Origin of the sequence: Plantibacter sp. CFBP 13570 (genome assembly GCF_014841395.1) — a bacterium.
Lineage (GTDB): Bacteria > Actinomycetota > Actinomycetes > Actinomycetales > Microbacteriaceae > Plantibacter > Plantibacter auratus.
The window spans coordinates 1-15,671 of sequence record NZ_JACYTW010000017.1 but is presented as its reverse complement, the minus strand read 5'-3'; the positions used below and the strand labels follow the sequence as shown (position 1 = coordinate 15,671).

At 71.2% G+C, this 15,671-nt stretch carries 11 protein-coding genes; 6 read left to right on the top strand and 5 right to left on the bottom strand.

Annotation, left to right across the window (positions count from 1 at the left end; translation table 11 throughout):
* Window positions 1–142: 142 nt before the first annotated feature.
* Both IFT89_RS08025 and IFT89_RS08020 read left to right on the top strand, forming a co-directional pair.
* A complete protein-coding gene (locus IFT89_RS08025; protein WP_082916189.1) occupies window positions 143–1,495 on the top strand; it encodes a zinc-dependent metalloprotease in 1,353 nt (450 codons plus the stop codon).
* An 87-nt stretch (window positions 1,496–1,582) separates the two neighbouring features.
* Window positions 1,583–2,452, top strand: a complete 870-nt coding sequence (locus IFT89_RS08020) for a TOMM precursor leader peptide-binding protein (protein WP_137241948.1) — start codon at window positions 1,583–1,585, stop codon at window positions 2,450–2,452.
* Here IFT89_RS08020 and IFT89_RS08015 read toward each other — a convergent pair.
* Both IFT89_RS08015 and nudC read right to left on the bottom strand, forming a co-directional pair.
* A complete protein-coding gene (locus IFT89_RS08015; protein ID WP_192005220.1) occupies window positions 2,340–4,073 on the bottom strand; it encodes an ATP-dependent helicase in 1,734 nt (577 codons plus the stop codon). The genes IFT89_RS08020 and IFT89_RS08015 overlap by 113 nt on opposite strands.
* Before the next feature lie 25 nt (window positions 4,074–4,098).
* A complete protein-coding gene (gene nudC, locus IFT89_RS08010; RefSeq protein WP_202938694.1) occupies window positions 4,099–5,037 on the bottom strand; it encodes an NAD(+) diphosphatase in 939 nt (312 codons plus the stop codon).
* A 63-nt stretch (window positions 5,038–5,100) separates the two neighbouring features.
* Between nudC and IFT89_RS08005 the strand changes: the two genes are divergently transcribed.
* Window positions 5,101–6,360, top strand: a complete 1,260-nt coding sequence (locus IFT89_RS08005; RefSeq protein ID WP_079705554.1) for a phosphotransferase — start codon at window positions 5,101–5,103, stop codon at window positions 6,358–6,360.
* On the opposite strand, the gene IFT89_RS08000 is transcribed toward IFT89_RS08005, so the two are convergent.
* On the bottom strand, window positions 6,270–9,578 hold the full coding sequence (locus tag IFT89_RS08000) for an ATP-dependent DNA helicase (RefSeq protein WP_307783475.1): 3,309 nt from the start codon (window positions 9,576–9,578) through the stop codon (window positions 6,270–6,272). The two genes, IFT89_RS08005 and IFT89_RS08000, sit on opposite strands and share 91 nt — an antisense overlap.
* Window positions 9,542–12,727 (bottom strand): UrvD/REP family ATP-dependent DNA helicase, encoded by a 3,186-nt coding sequence (locus tag IFT89_RS07995; protein ID WP_202938693.1) that lies wholly within the window; start codon window positions 12,725–12,727, stop codon window positions 9,542–9,544. The genes IFT89_RS08000 and IFT89_RS07995 overlap by 37 nt, the downstream gene beginning before the upstream one ends.
* A 141-nt stretch (window positions 12,728–12,868) precedes the next feature.
* On the opposite strand from IFT89_RS07995, the gene IFT89_RS07990 reads away from it, so the two are divergent.
* A complete protein-coding gene (locus IFT89_RS07990) occupies window positions 12,869–13,093 on the top strand; it encodes a DUF3107 domain-containing protein (RefSeq protein WP_064296179.1) in 225 nt (74 codons plus the stop codon).
* A 2-nt stretch (window positions 13,094–13,095) separates the two neighbouring features.
* Window positions 13,096–13,395 carry a hypothetical protein gene (locus tag IFT89_RS07985; protein WP_079705552.1) on the top strand — a complete coding sequence of 100 codons (300 nt, stop codon included), beginning with the start codon at window positions 13,096–13,098 and terminating at the stop codon, window positions 13,393–13,395.
* A 75-nt stretch (window positions 13,396–13,470) separates the two neighbouring features.
* On the opposite strand, the gene IFT89_RS07980 is transcribed toward IFT89_RS07985, so the two are convergent.
* A complete protein-coding gene (locus IFT89_RS07980) occupies window positions 13,471–14,190 on the bottom strand; it encodes a ferritin-like fold-containing protein (protein ID WP_079705551.1) in 720 nt (239 codons plus the stop codon).
* Window positions 14,191–14,326: 136 nt separating this feature from the next.
* Here IFT89_RS07980 and IFT89_RS07975 point away from each other — a divergent pair.
* A partial coding sequence (locus tag IFT89_RS07975; RefSeq protein ID WP_213014213.1) for a DEAD/DEAH box helicase occupies window positions 14,327–15,671 on the top strand: 1,345 nt, incomplete at its 3' end.

Sequence of the window (15,671 nt, the reverse complement as noted above, 5' to 3'; positions counted from 1 at the left end):
GTGGGCGGAAACCCGACCAACCATACCCCGGCGATTCTTCAGCGAGGTGCGACTAGCGTAGAAGGCCCAGCACCGAGCTATCTGAGAGGCGGCTGACGTGCCAGAGGATTCCGACAAGAGTCCGGAGGACGAGTTCCGCGACATGCTCCGCGAGCTCCTCTCCGGCAACGGTTCGTTCGACCCGAGCCAGCTCGCCGGCGCCGCCGGCCTTCCCAGCGATCCGGCCAGTCTCGCTGCGCTCATGTCGCAGCTCCAGGGCGCACTCCGCTCCGGTGGCGACGGCATCAACTGGGACACCTCGCTCCAGCAGGCGAAGACCATCGCCGGGGACGGCTCCCAGGACACGACGCCCGAGCAGCGTGCGGCGTTCGAGCAGGCGTTCCACATCGCCTCCCTGTGGCTCGCCGACGTCACCGACGTGGCCGAGCTGTCGAGCGAACCGGCCCTGTACACGAGGACGCGCTGGGCCACGAAGACGATGCCGTTCTGGACGCAGCTCGCCGAGCCGGTGGCCACGAACATCGCGAACGCCCTGACCGGCGTGCTCACGGAACGCGCGCCCGAGGAGCTGTCGAGCATGATCGCGAACGCCGGACAGCTCGTCCGCGGCATCGGCGGCACGCTCTTCGCGATGCAGCTCGGACAGGTCGTCGGTCAGCTCTCCAAGGAGGTCGTCTCCGGCGGCGACATCGGCATCCCACTGCTCGACGACAACGAGGCCGCCCTGGTGCCCCAGAACGTCGCCGACTTCGGCGAGGGTCTCGACATCCCGGCGGATCAGGTCCAGATCTACCTCGCGGTCCGTGAACTCGCGCACGCACGACTCTTCCGCCACGCCCGCTGGCTCCGCCTGCACCTCATCTCCTCGATCACCGACTTCGCACGCGGCATCCGGATCGACACCGAGCGACTCGAGGAGCTCGCCGAGAGCTTCGACCCGTCGAACCCCGAGGAACTCCGAGAGGCCATGACGAGCGGTGCGCTCATCCCCGCCCGAACCGAGGCGCAGGACGCGAGCCTCGCCCGACTCGAGACGACGCTCGCCCTCATCGAGGGCTGGGTCGACGTGGTCACCGCGGCAGCCACCGAGCGTCTCCCCCGCTCCGCGGCCATCGCGGAGACCGTCCGCCGACGCCGCGCCGCCGGTGGGCCGGCCGAACAGGCCTTGGGCGCGCTCGTGGGACTCGAGCTGCGACCCCGCCGGCTGCGCGAGGCTGCGCAGATGTGGCAGCAGGTCACCGACGCCGTCGGTACCGCGCAGCGCGACGCCCTGTGGTCGCACCCCGACCTCGTGCCGACCGCAGCCGACATCGACGCCCCGGAGGCGCTCATCGCGCGCCTCGAAGCTGAGGCCAGGGGTGAGCGCCCCGAGCAGGACGAGATGGATCTCGCGCTCGAAGACCTCCTCCGTGGCGAGGAACGCGGCGACCAGCACGACGACGAGCCCGGTTCGGAGCCCTCCGGCCCGAACGGTGCCGGCGGCCCCCCGGTCTGATCCACGGCGACGCTCCACAGCTCGTCCTTCCGGGCGGGCTGTGGAGAGTGCCGACGCGACCGGTCGTCGACCCGCCATCATCGATGGATGACGACGCGCCTCGATCCCAGGAGACCGCTGCTCTGGCGAACCCCTCACAGCCTGCAGGTGGGAGTCGATGAAGCGGTCGTGCTCGACAGCGTCCGGACCGAGACCGAGCAGGTCGTCGCGGCACTGCGTGCCGGCTTCCCGGCTCTGGTCGAACGACGACTCGCGGACGCCTTCGACATCCCAGCCCACGAGATCGATCGCGTCCTCTCGACGCTCGACCCGGTGATCGAGCACGGCGGCCCCACCTCCGGCCCCGCCGTGACGCACCGGGTCGTCGTGGACGGCGCGAGCCTGGCGGCCGAGCTCCTCCGACGCCTCCTCTCCGAGCAGGAGGCGGTCGCACTCCTGCCACCGGAGTCCGGGTCGACCGGAGCCGGGTCGCACCCTGGCCGGGTCGACGTCGCCGTCCTCGTCGCCGACTTCGTCATCCCGCCGAGTCGGTACACGCGGTGGCTGCGCGACGACGTCCCGCACCTGCCGGTCGTGTTCAGCGATCGTGTCGTCCGGATCGGGCCGTTCGTGACACCCGGCTCAGGGCCGTGCCTGCACTGCGTCGAGCTGCACCGCACCGACGACGACCCGGCCTGGCCGGCCGTCGCCTCCCAGCTTCTCGGGCACCGCTCGCCACTCGACACCCAGCTCCTCGGTGCGGAGGTCGCGACCCGCGTGACCCGTCTGGTGCTCCGACACCTCGACGCGTCCCAGCCCATCCTCGCGAGCACCCAGCTGGTGGTCGACGCCGCGACCGGTGGGGTCAGGCGCCGCGTCGTCCGGGAGCACTCGAGGTGCGCATGCCGAGCTCTGCCAGGAATCGCGACGGCTCGCGACGACCACCGCGTTGCTGCGTCTCGGACCAGGACAGGTTGAGCAGCCGCTTGGCGCGCGTGATGCCGACGTAGAGGAGCCTCCGTTCCTCGTCCGCCTGCTCGAACTGTTTCGCGTAGGAGATCGGCAGATAGCCCTCGGAGAGCCCGATGAGGTGCACGGCCTCCCACTCGAGGCCCTTCGCCGAGTGCAGGGTCGCCAGCGTGACCGCCTCGACCGTCGGCTCGTGCTGCGCGGCCTGCCGCAGTTGCAGCTCATCCGTGAAGGCGCGGAACGAGGTCCCCTCCGGCGCCTGGTCGACGAGCCCCATGATCGCGTTGAGCGACTCCCAGCGGTCGCGCACCGCGCCGCCGCCGTCGGGCGGGTCCTGGCTCCAGCCGAGCGACCGGAGCACGTCGCTCACGGACTTGAACAGGGGCTCACCACTGATCGAGACGGAGGCAGCGCGGAGCTGGAGCAGGGCCTGCCGTACCTCGGGCAGCTCGAAGAAGCGCTTGGAGCCGTGCATGACGTAGGGGATGCCGGCTTCGCCGAGGGCCGTCTCCAACGCCGCCGCCTGGACGTTGATCCGGTAGAGCACGGCGATCTCCGAGGCCGGGACGCCCGCCTGCAGCTGCACGAGGATCTCCGAGGCGACGCCTCTCGCCTCGGACAGCTCGTTCGGGTACTGCCGCAGGCCGACCGCCGGCGTCTCAGGGCGTGCGGTCTGGGTGCCCTCGTCGTCGCGTGCGGTGGCCGCTGAGAGGTGCAACGCCCCCGGGCGCCCCCGCATGAGCGTGTTCGCCGCGGCCACGACCGGCGGGGCGGAGCGGTAGTTGCGCTCGAGCCGGACGACCGTGGCGTCGTGGTACCTGGTCGGGAAGTCGAGCAGGTAGTCGGAACGGGCACCGGCGAAGGAGTAGATGGTCTGGCTCGCGTCGCCGACGACGCACACGTCCCGTCGACCGCCCAGCCAGAGTTCGAGGAGTCGGTGCTGCAGCGGCGAGACGTCCTGGTACTCGTCCACGACGAAGAAGCGGTACTGCTCGTGCACCTGCATGGCGACGGCGGGCTCGGTCTCGATCATGCCGGCGCAGGCGAGCAGGACGTCCTCGAAGTCGATGCGCCGGCGCTCGTCCTTCAACTGCTCGTAGGTCTCCTGGAGCGAGACGACCTGCTCGAGGGACAGCTTGGCCGGCAGCGGCCGGTTCGACGCCGCATACTGCTCGAGGGTCAGGCCGGACACCTTGCGCCATTCGATCTCGCCCGCCACGTCGCGCAGGGTCGCGGTGTCGACCCGCAACCGGAGCCGTTCGGCTGCGTGCCCGAGCACCCGGCCCTTGCTCTCGACGAGCGCGGGCACCTGACCGCCGACGACCTGGGGCCAGAAGAAGTTCAGCTGCGAGAGCGCGGAGGCGTGGAAGGTCCTGGCCGAGACGCCCTCGGCTCCGAGCGCCCGGAGCCGACCACGCAGTTCAGCAGCGGCGCGGCTGGTGAAGGTGAGCGCCATGACGCGCGACGCCGTGTAGGTCCCGGTCGCGACCCCGTAGGCGATGCGATGGGTGATCGCGCGGGTCTTGCCGGTGCCTGCGCCGGCGAGCATGCACACGGGTCCGCGGAGCGCCTCCGCTGCGACGGCCTGGTCGGGGTCGAGTCCGGCCAGCAGTTCGGCCGGACTGCTCATCGGGGCCCCTCGGTGGTGCCGCGCCTCATCGAGACCAGGATCCGCGAAGCCACTCGTCGATCACGGCTCGTGCGATCGACGACGGTCCGGGGAGGATGACGTCGGTGGCCGGGTCCTCGAGTTCCTCCCGCGTGAACCACCGGAGGTCGAGGATCTCCTGGCCGTCCGGGACGAGCGCCTCCGGATCCTGATCCTCCGCGAGCGGGGCGACGAAGCCGAGCATGAGCGAGCGCGGGAACGGCCACGGCTGCGAACCGAGGTAGACGGGAGTGCCGAGACGCATCCCCGACTCCTCGAAGATCTCGCGGGCGACGGCTTGCTCGAGAGACTCGCCGGCATCGACGTAGCCAGCCAGCAGTGAATACCGGTTGTGCTCCCACATCGCGTTCGACCCGAGCAGTATCCGTCCCTGAGGATCGACGACCGCGACGATGACCGCGGGATCCATGCGCGGGAAGAGTTCGTTGCCGTCGACCGGGCAATGCCGTGCCCACCCGGCGTTGTGGACGGTGGTCGGCGAGCCGCAGTGCGCACAGAACGGCTCGGCTCGGTGCCAGCCGGCGATCGCCAGCGACGTCGCCAGGATCCCGACGTCGCGGTCGGACAGCCGGTGTCCGCTCCGACGGAGGTCGAACCAGCGGTCCTCATGCTCGGTGATCGCGTCGGCATCGGCGTCGGCGAGGACCCACAGCAGGATGTCGGTGCCCGTTGGTGTTTCCGGGGTGTCCTCGACGGTGCTTCCGAGGTAGACCATGAGCTCCGGCTCGGGCAGGTCCGAGGGATCCAGGAGGTCGAGCGCGTCGCCGGTCACGAGTGCGCGCCGGCCGCGGAGGACGACGGCTCGGGCGTTCGGATCGACCCGCAGTCCGTCGAGCACGTCCGGTCGTGAACGGAGCTCGCCGTGACGGTCGAGTCCGCCTCTCGCAAGCGGTAGACCGGCGAGTGCGCGAACCTGAATCGTCATGGACAACCTCTCTGAGGGCGTGGCGAGCGCGGCTCACCGGGACGGCCCCGTACCCTGGATGTCATGGCCAGATCCCATCTCACTCTAGCCGCGTTGGCCACCTCGGCCGTCGCCGACCTCCAGGTCCGCGGGTCCGGCGCGCACACCGCCGGCGGCGAGGGGAACTACGACGCGGCCCGTCTCGTGACGGCTGACGGGCGCGAGCTCATCGTGCGCATCCCGACCTCACAGCAGGCCGAGACGGAGCAGTCCGCGGACCTCATCGCCCTTCGCGCACTCACGCCGGGTATCCGCAGCAGGTTGCCCTTCGACGCCCCGACCGTCGTGGGCCAACTGCCCGTCGACGGCACTCGCGCCGTGGTGCTCGACTTCGTGGCCGGCAGTCACCTCGACCCGACCGCGCTCGGCCGCGACGAGGTCCTCTCCGACTCGCTCGGTGCCGCGGTCGCCGCGATCCACTCCCTCCCGACGGCCTTCATCGCGGAAGCGGGCCTCCCGCTGCTGTCCACCGAGCTCATCCGGGCGGACGCACACCGCATCGTGTCCCGCGCCGCCGAGACGAGGCTTCTCCCGACCGCCGTCCGGGAGCGCTGGCAGGCGGCCGTCGAGGACCACTCACTCTGGCAGTTCCAGCCCACCGTCATCCACGGATCCCTCGCCGCCGACCGGGTTCTCGTCATCCGTCAGGACGGCCACGGCCTGGTCAACGGCGTCATCGAGTGGGGCTCGCTGCGGGTCGGCGACCCGGCCCTCGACCTCCACTGGATCGCGACGCTCGGCGCGACCGGCGAGCAGGCGCTGTCCGCCTACGCGGCCTCGTGCTCCCGCGGACCCGACCGCTTCGTCACGCTCCGCGCGCGCCTGTACGCGGAACTCGAGATCGCCCGCTGGCTCCTGCACGGTCGCGACAGCCACGACGAGACCATCGTCGAGGACGCCGTCGCGATGCTCGACGGGCTCGTCGACCGCGTGCTCGGCGACGTGACGGACCCCCTCGGCACCACGACCGGACCGGTCCTCGACGTCGACGAGGTCGAGGACATGCTCGACCGCACGCCGATCGGCTCGTCCTCCCCCGGCATCGCCATGCAGACCGACACCTATGACCGGTCAGAGCTCGAGCGCGCCCTCGGCCGCGATCCCGGCGGCTCGGGCGATGACGACACCGACGACGGTGAGGCCGACGACGATCGCGACCACGCTGGAACCGACGCGGACGCGAACGCCACGGATCAGATCGACACCTCGTCGTTCGAGCTCTGGGACTCGGCGGCCTCCCCGAAGGACCGCTCCCACTCCGACAGGAGCTCCTCCTCCGAGTAGAGGCGTTCCGGCCGGAGCTGCACGTCGTGGCTCACGTAGTAGAGCACGGCGTCGATGCGCTCGGGGTCGACCTCCCGGTGGTGCGCGTACGCCAGACGGTAGAGCGCGAGCTGGAACGAGGCGTTCCGCACGTCCTCCGGCGTCGTGGGTACCGCGCCGGTCTTCCAGTCGACGATCTCGAACCGGTCCCCGCGCTCGAACACCGCGTCGAGCTTGCAGACCACCACCCGTCCGGTGTCGCCGAGCGGCACGTGGATCTCGGTCTCGACCTCGATCGGTCGTACGTCCGCCCATTCCGAGGCGAGGAACCGCTCGGTGAGCTCGTCGAACCCGATCCCCTCCGACGCGTCCGGCCCCGGGCGTTCGACGTCGAGCTCCTCGGGGAGCGCGTCGACCAGCTCCTGCAATCCGAAGCGTCCGTAGTGCGCCTCGACCCACGAATGGAACCGGGTGCCGAGACGGGTCTGCCGGTAGGGCCGCTGCGGGACGGGGCGACGCAGACGTTCGAGTGCGGCCTCCGGTTCCGTGACGAACTCCTTGAACTTGGACGCGGGGATGCGCACGGGGAGTTCACCGCGCGCGGTCGTCGTCGCGGCACGGCGTCGTTCCTCGAGGAGCAGCGTCAGCTCGTTCTCGAGGGGACCGAGGGTCGCCAGCAGCTCGGCCTCGGGCCGTCCGCGCCGCTGGTCGACCTCGGCCGCCGCCCGCTCGACGACGCTCCGACGCGCGCCGAGCGGATCGAGTGGCCAGTCGAGGACCGCAGCACCGGAGTCGACCGGGTTCTCCTCGAAGGCGGAGGCTGCGGGGAGCGGTGCGATGACGCCCGCCGCGGCCAGCTCCAGGAGGTAGGTGCTCGCAGCACGGGGCCGCTTGCGATCGCCCGACCAGAACGAGCCGGTGAGCAGGAGGTCGTGCTTGGCGCGGGTCACCGCCACATACGCGAGCCGGCGTTCCTCGTCGAGCGCGCGTTCGCCGAGCGCCTCCGAGAAGGCGAGCTGAGCGTCGACGACCTCCTTCCGCGTCTCGGCCGTCCGCCAGGCGAACTCCGGCAGCTCCGCCGCGTCGCCTCGAAAGTCGTACGGCAGTGTCCCGAGACGCACCCAGCCTTTGCCGTCCTTCGGCTTGGCTGGCAGTTCGTCGACCACGAGCCGCGGGATCGCGACATGATCCCACTCGAGGCCCTTCGAACCGTGGATGGTGAGCAATTGGACAGCACCCTGGTCGGGTGCGTCGCTCGCCGGTCCGAGGTCGTCTCGGGCGAGCGATCGGTCGATCCACGCCAGCAGGCTGCCGAGCGTCACCTGCTCCTCCGCCTGGATGAACGAGATGACCTCGTCGTGGAAGGCCTGCAGTCTGGCCGGAGCGCGCGCCGCGGAGCCGGTCGACTCGTTCGCGACGACCTCGATGTCGAGCCGCAACTCGCGCTCGACCGCTCTGACGAGATCGGGGAGGCCGCTGCCCGCACGACGCCGCAGGGAGGCGAACACCAGTCCGGCCTCCCGGAGACGCGAACGCGCCTCGTCGGTGAACCCTGCGGCGAGGCCCGCCGGCACGCGGTCCGCGGCGATGAAGTCGAGCGCGTCGATGATCGACCGCCCGTCGTCGTCGGCGACCGACTCACGGAGCCGGGCGGCCAGTTCGGCGTCGTACCGCTTCGTCTTCCAGTCGATGGCCTGCAGGTACCGGGCCACCTCCACGAGGTGTCCGAGGTCGTGGACGCCGATCCGCCAGCGAGGCCCGCTCAAGAGTCTGATGAGCGAGGACCCGGCACCGGGATCGTGGATGACCCGCAGTGCCGCCGTCACGTCGACGATCTCCGGCGAGGAGAGCAGACCGCCGAGGCCGAGGATGTGGTGGGGGACGCCGAGCGCCGCGAGGCCGTCGGCGAACTCCTGCATCGGTCGACGCGCCCGGAACAGGATCGCGGCCGAACCGGCCGGATCTCCCCCGCGTTCGGCGAGCAAGCGGTCCGCGCACCACTCGGCGACCACCCGGATCTCCTCGGCACCGGTCTCGGGGAACTCGACGGCGAGGGAGCCGGCCCCGGCGCCGGGCTTCGGCTCGAGGTCGAGGACTCGCAGCTTCCCCGCCGTCTGCGCCTGCTGCTGCAACGGGCGGACGAGGACGTTCGCGGCTTCGAGGACCGTGCGGTCGTTCCGCCAACTCGTGGACAGGTTGAACTGGGTGGCGGCGACCTCCCGACCGAAGTCGCGTGAGAACCGTGCGAGGTTCGCCGCGCTCGCGCCGCGCCAGCCGTAGATGGACTGGTGCGGGTCGCCGACCGCCATGACGGGGTGGTCGGCGAACAGGGTCGACAGCAGTCTGGTCTGCACGACCGAGGTGTCCTGGTACTCGTCGAGCAGGACGACGCCCGCGCGATCGCGTGCGACGGCGGCGACCTTCGGCGAACGTTCGCAGGCGGCGAGCGCGAGGGCGACCTGGTCGGAGAACTCGACGAGTCCCTGCCGGCGCTTCTCGTCGGCGTACCGGTGCGCGAGGTCGAGCAGGACCGGCAGGGCACCCACGACCTCGACGGCCTGGTCGATCTGCGCGTACGCCCCGCGACCACCGTCGGGGAGCTCGCCGATGCCGACGAACCGTTCCACGAAGCCGAGCAGCTCCTCGGGGGTGCCGTCGATCTCGGCGAGCTCGTGACTCAGCGAGAGGACGAGCTCGGCCACCTGGTCGACGGACTTGCCGAGGGTGGCGAGCCGTTCGTCTCCGTGTCGGACCACGACGCGCCTCGCGAGTCGCCAGGCGGACGCCTCGGACAGCAGGACCGACTCGGGCTCACGGCCCACCAGGAGGGCGTTGTCGCGGAACAGGGCGTTCGCATAGGCGTTGTAGGTGGACACCTCGGGACGGTCGAAGAGCGCGTCGGCCGCGGGATCCAGGATCCCGATGTCCTGCAGGGCGGCGATCCGCTTGCCGATCCGTGCCGCCAGCTCACCCGCGGCCTTCCTGGTGAAGGTGAGCCCCAGGATCCCGTCGACGTTCACGTGCCGGTTGGCGAGCAGCCACACGACGCGTGAAGCCATGGTCTCGGTCTTCCCGCTCCCGGCACCGGCGACGACGAGTACGGGCGCCATGGGGGCCTCGATGACCTCGACCTGCTGCGCCGTCGGTTGCGGGAGGCCGAGCAGGCCGGCGAGCATCTCGGCCGAGTAGGTCTCCTCCGTGCTCACGAGCTCACCGCCGGGACGACGTGGATGGCGCACTCGCCGAACGCGAACGGGTCGTGGCAGTGGGTCCCGACGCGGGCCTCGAACACCGCGCCGGCCATGCCGACCGCGTCCGCCAGAACACGCTCGCGGAAGCGCTCGAGGGCTTCGTCGTCGAAGGCGGGCTGGGCCGGGTCGTAGTACTCCTTGCGCTTCGTGCCGGCCGACACAACGATGAGCTTCGCGCCACCGCTCAGCAGCCCCTCCGTACCGGTGATCGCACCGGACGCCAGCGCGAGCTGGTAGGCACCGAGCTGCGCCATGTCGGCGACCTCCCGGTCCTGTCTGGGCGCCGAGCCGCCGGTCTTGAGGTCGGCGATCACCACGCGCCGCGTCCCGTCGGCGTCGGGCACGAGTTCGACGCGGTCGATCGAGCCGCCGAGCACGGCCGCGCCGCCCAACTCTCCGATGGGGATGCGGAGGCTGAACCGGCTCTCGTTGCCGATCGAGGTCACTCCTGCGCGCTCCGCGTCGTGGAGGTACGCGGACAGCCGGTGGACGAGTTCCGCCGCACGCCGTTTCGTCGCTGCGCCCTCCCAGTCCGCTTCGAAGTGGAGTTCGTCCCAGCGGTCCTCCACCGCCGCCCAGAGCGCGGCCTCGTCGGAGGACTCGGCGTGTTCGAGCGCGGCGTGCACGATCGTGCCGAGCCCGGAGGCGAACCCGGAGGCTCCGCCGCCCAGTCGGGCGATCGCCCAGTGCAGCGGGCACTCCTCGAAGGCCTCCATGCGGGACGGGGAGACCGGCAGCTCCTCGACGGCGGGGTCGTGGAGCGGTGCCGTCGAGCTCGGTGCGGCCACGCCGTACCACTCCTCGGTCGGAGCGCCGGGGACTCCCGCTGTCGCGAGGATGGCCAGGGCCGAGGCGGACGCGGCACGCTCGGCCGGGTCCGCGGGGCGGATCCGGCGGGTGAGCGAGCGACGCAGGGTGCCGACGAGCCCCCGGAGCGACAGGGGCGACAGGGACGCCCGGTGCGGATCGGGTTCGGGGAGCAGCGTGAGGAACGGGCTCGCCTGGTGGTCGTCGTCGACGACCGCGACCATCATGAGCGACCGGTGCGCACGGGAGGTCGCCTGGGCGAAGAGTCGGAGCTCGTCGTGGAGGACCGCGCGCCGTGCGTCCGCCGTCGCCGTGGCCGTGCCCTCCAGCAGTTCCACGAGCTCCGACGCGCCGAGCAGAGAGTCGCGGACCCGCAGGTTGGGCCACACGCCGTCCTGCATGCCGGCGACGACGACCGTGTCGAACGCGGTCCCGACCAGGGCGGCGGGCGTCGCGATCGTGACCGCCTCCCGGAGGCCCGTCGGCGCGAGGGAGTCGTCGCCGACCGTCTGTTCGAGCAGGCGGTCGAGGAAGACGGAGGCCGGGGTGTCGGGCTCCGCCTCGACGAAGGTACGTGCCGCATCGGCCAGCTGGGTGATCGCGTCGAGGTCGCGGTTCGCCTCCTCGGCGGCCTGACCGCTGCCCTTCGACAGCGAGACCCAGGAACGCTCGAGTCTGCTCCGCGACCAGAGGCCGTAGACGAGCTCCTCGGCCGAAGCGCCCGCCGCCGCCTGCGCGCTCGCCTCGGCGAGGCTGTCGGCAAGTGAGCGGGCGCGGGCGGCGGAGGGCGTCTCGAGTCCGATGAGTGCACCGGGGACGGCGAACGCCTCTTCCAGCAGGCGGTCCGCGCTGCGGTCGAGGCCCTCAGCGAGATCGGCGTGCCGGAGCGCGGCCCGCAGTCGCCTGACCCCGATCGAGTCCAGTCCACCGAGCGCGCTGTGGAGGAGTTCGGTCACGACCTCGGCGTCGAGCGGCGTCCGCCCGAGTGCCACCGACATGGCGAGGAGGACCGACCTGACGAACGGGTGGTCGCGCAGCGGTGCTCCGCCGGTGCTCGCCCGGGTGGGCACCTCGAGGGAGGACAAGCCCCGTTCGATCGCCGGGATCAGCCCGCCGCTGCGGACGACCACCGCCATGTCGGCCCACGCGACGCCGTCGAGGACGTGGCGCTCGCGGAGGAAGCGTGCGACGACCGCGATCTGCTCGGCCGGGGAACCGGCCGCCACGGTGACGACGGAGTGCTCGGGGGCCTCCGCGTCGTCGACCGGTGGCGCGGCCGTGCGATGGAGTCCGGCACCGGCCGTGCCGATGCGCTCGGCGACGCCGCGGACCGTCGCCCGGATGTCCGGTGTCCCGCGGTGGACCTGCCCGAGGACGAGCGTGTCCACCGGGCGACCGAGCACCTCGGCGAACCGCCCGAGGGCGTCGGCTCGGGCTCCGTGGAAGGCACCCGTCGTGAGGTCGGGGTCGCCGAACGCGACGATCGTGACCCCGTGTCGGGCGAGCGCGGCGAACAGCTGCAGGACGCCGTGGGTTGCCTCCTGGGCGTCGTCCACGAAGACCACCCGCAGGCTGCCGAGCACGCCCGTTCCCGGTTCCTGTTCGTCGAGGAGCCGGACGGCGCGGGCGAGGGCCGCCGCGGGCGTGAGGTGTCCGCGCCAGTCGTCGGCGAGGAACCCCTCGATGAAGCCCGCGGACGCGACCCACTCCGGACGCCCGTGCTCCGTACCGAGCCGACGCAGCTCGGCAGGCGCGACGTCGTGTTCGACGCTGCGTTCCATGAGGTTCCGGAGCTCGGTGCGGAACCCCTGCAGGCGCCTGACCTCGGGACCGAGCTCCGCGGGCCACAGCGGACCGGTCGCGTCCTGTTCGTCGCCGAGGAGTCGCTCGGCGATGGTCTGGTCCTGCTCGCCGCCCGTCAGCAACCGCGGTCGTCCTGAACCGGCGAACGCCCCGGAGCCCGCGATGACCTCGAGCGCGAGGGAGATGGCGGTGCGCGCCAGGGATCCGGGTGTGGCGCGCGCGACCCGTGCCTCGAGGCGGTCGCGGAGGACCTGCGCCGATGACCGGGAGGAGGCGATGACGAGCACCTCGTCGGTGCGCAGACCGCGCGAGTGCACGCGTTCCGCGACCGCTTCGATGAGCGTCGTGGTCTTGCCCGTGCCGGGAGCCCCGAGCACGACGGCGGACCGGTCGTCCGCGAGCCGCAGCACGGCCTCCTGCGAGTCGTCGAGCCGGACGCCCGTGCCGACAGCCGGGTTGCCGACGGGCGCTCGGTCCGCGTCACGGACCGCACCCGTCGGATCGTCGGAGGCGTCGGGAACCGTCATGGTCCGCACGTTACCGGAGCCTCCCGACATCGCCGCGACGGCCGACCGGCGTTCCGCTGTTCGCTGACAGCAGCCGACCCGCGCCGGTCGGAGGACCACGACTCCCGTAGTCTTGCCCTACGCAACCGAAAGGCACTCAAGGTGGAAATTCGCATCGGAATCCTCAACAGCCCTCGCGAGATCGGCTTCGAGACCTCGCAGCCGGCGTCGGAGATCGAGCAGGCGGTCAAGACCGCGCTCGAGACGGACGCCAAGCTGCTCGCGCTCAAGGACGACAAGGGCACCAGCTACCTCATCCCGACCGCGGGCATCGGCTACGTCGAGCTCGGAACCGAGGAATCCCGCCGCATCGGATTCGTCGGCTGACCATGGAACTCCTCTTCGTCGTGCTCGGCGGTGCCATCCTCGGTCTCGCCGTCCGCTACCTCCTGCCCGGCCGCGACCAGCACGGGGCCGCGCTCATCCCCGCGGTCGCGACGCTCGTCGCCGCCGTCGTCTGGGTCGCGGCGACGTGGGCCGGCATGGCGTGGGACGGCGGCTGGATCTGGGTGCTCGCCTTCGGCGCGTCCGTCGTCGTGAGTGTGGTGGTCGACCTCGTGCTCGTCCGCGTCCGCACCTCGTCGGACGAGGCGATGCTGACCCGCTTGCAGCAGGGCGTCGCCGCCTGACCCGAGGCGCTCGATCGATCGACGCCGTCGCTCCACCCGGAGTGGCGGCGTCGTCGTGTCGGAGGGGACGACCGGTCAGGCCGTGAGCCCGAGCGCGTCCATCCGTCTGGTGTGGTTCGCGATGAGCTCCGTGTAGACCGGTTCGACCCGGGCGTCGTCCGGCAGCGCCTTACTCTCGGTCACGAGGGCGGACCTGGCGACGAGCATGGTGTCGCCGAGCAACCGACGGCCCCACATCGCGAGCGTCGAAGCTCGCTCGGGGTGCGTTGCGATCACCCGGTGCAGGATCCCGACGAGCGGGTCCTCCTCCGGACCGGGGGCGACGATCGCAGCCAGGTCGCGGGCGTCCGCCCCGTCCAGGCCGCGCGCGAGCTGCGCGAAGAACTCGTCGAGGAAGCCCCGCGCCACGAGGACGCCCAGCAGGAGTTCGTCCCAGGTGCCGGTGCGCAGGATCGCCTGGAACTCGTCCCGCGTGCGTGCGTAGGGTTCGAGCACGGCGCCCGGGTCGTCGCTCGTCCGGCGGAGCCAGGCGAGGAGCGCCTGGTGCTTGCGCAGCGCCGTGGCAGCGGCCTCGGCGACGGTCTCCCGATCGGCGTCGTTCGGAGCGTGCTCGACCGCGAACGACAGCGTCATGAAGAACCCGAGCTGCAGTTGCGCCACCTGACCGAGGTAGTCGGCGGTGCTGGGCGCGAGCTCGTGCAGGTCGACGCGGGTCGCCTGGACGGCGTCCTCCCGCGAGCGCAGACGAGGCGTCTGGGTGCCGGGACGCCGACGTCGTGCAAACCAACGAGCCATGCGACCACCCTATCCGCAGCGCGCCGATCGCCGTGTTCCGCGCGCCCAGCGGCCTCTCGGGGCGTCCCGGGTAGAATAGCCGTGCCCCGGCGTCGGATCGGGGCCCTACACCTGTGTGCAATCGAAGGTGTAGACCATGACTGCACTGACAGGTATCTCCGTGACTTTCTCTGATCTCGGTGTCGACCAGGACATCGTCGACGCCCTCACGACCAAGGGCATCATCGAACCATTCCCCATCCAGGAGCAGACGATCCCCCTCGGGCTCGCCGGCCAGGACATCATCGGCCAGGCCAAGACGGGTACGGGCAAGACCTTCGGGTTCGGCATCCCGATCGTCCAGCGCCTCGGCCTCGACCCGGCTCCCGGCGTCAAGACCCTCGTCGTCGTCCCGACCCGTGAGCTCGCCGTCCAGGTGTCCGAGGACATCGAGATCCTCATCTCGAACCGGTCGACGACGCTCGTCTCCATCTACGGCGGCAAGGCCTACGAGGGTCAGATCGAGCAGCTGAAGGCCGGCGCCCAGATCGTCGTCGGCACGCCCGGCCGTCTCATCGACCTCAACAACCAGCGCCTCCTCGACCTCTCGGGCATCACCGAGATGGTGCTCGACGAGGCCGACAAGATGCTCGACCTCGGCTTCCTCGCCGACATCGAGAAGCTCTTCTCCAAGACTCCCGCCGCGCGTCACACGATGCTGTTCTCGGCGACCATGCCCGGTCCGATCGTGGCCCTGGCCCGCCGCTTCATGAGCAAGCCGATCCACATCCGTGCGAGCGACCCCGACGAGGGGCTCACGCAGGCCAACATCAAGCACCTCATCTACCGCGCGCACTCGCTCGACAAGGACGAGGTGATCTCGCGCATCCTGCAGGCCGAGGGTCGCGGCAAGACCGTGATCTTCACGCGGACCAAGCGTGCCGCCGCGAAGCTCGTCGAGGAACTGACCGACCGCGGGTTCAACGCCGCAGCGGTGCACGGCGACCTGAACCAGGAGCAGCGCGAGCGGGCGATGGCGTCGTTCAAGGCCGGCAAGCGCGACGTCCTGATCGCCACCGACGTCGCCGCCCGTGGCATCGACGTCGACGACGTCACCCACGTCATCAACCACACGATCCCCGAGGACGAGAAGACGTACCTCCACCGCGTCGGCCGTACCGGTCGCGCCGGGAAGACGGGTATCGCCGTCACGTTCGTCGACTGGGACGACCTCCACAAGTGGGCGCTCATCAACCGCGCCCTCGAGTTCGGTCAGCCGGAACCGACGGAGACCTACTCCTCGAGCCCGCACCTGTTCACCGACCTCGGGATCGCCGAAGGCACGAAGGGCCGGCTGAAGCCCGCCAAGGCCGTCGAGCCCGCTCCGCGACGCGAGGGTTCGCGGAGCGCAGGCGGACGCGACGGTTCGCGGACCGGCGGCGGACGCGACGGTTCACGGACCAGCGGCGGTCGCGGAGGTGAGCGCGGCGGACGCGGAGGCG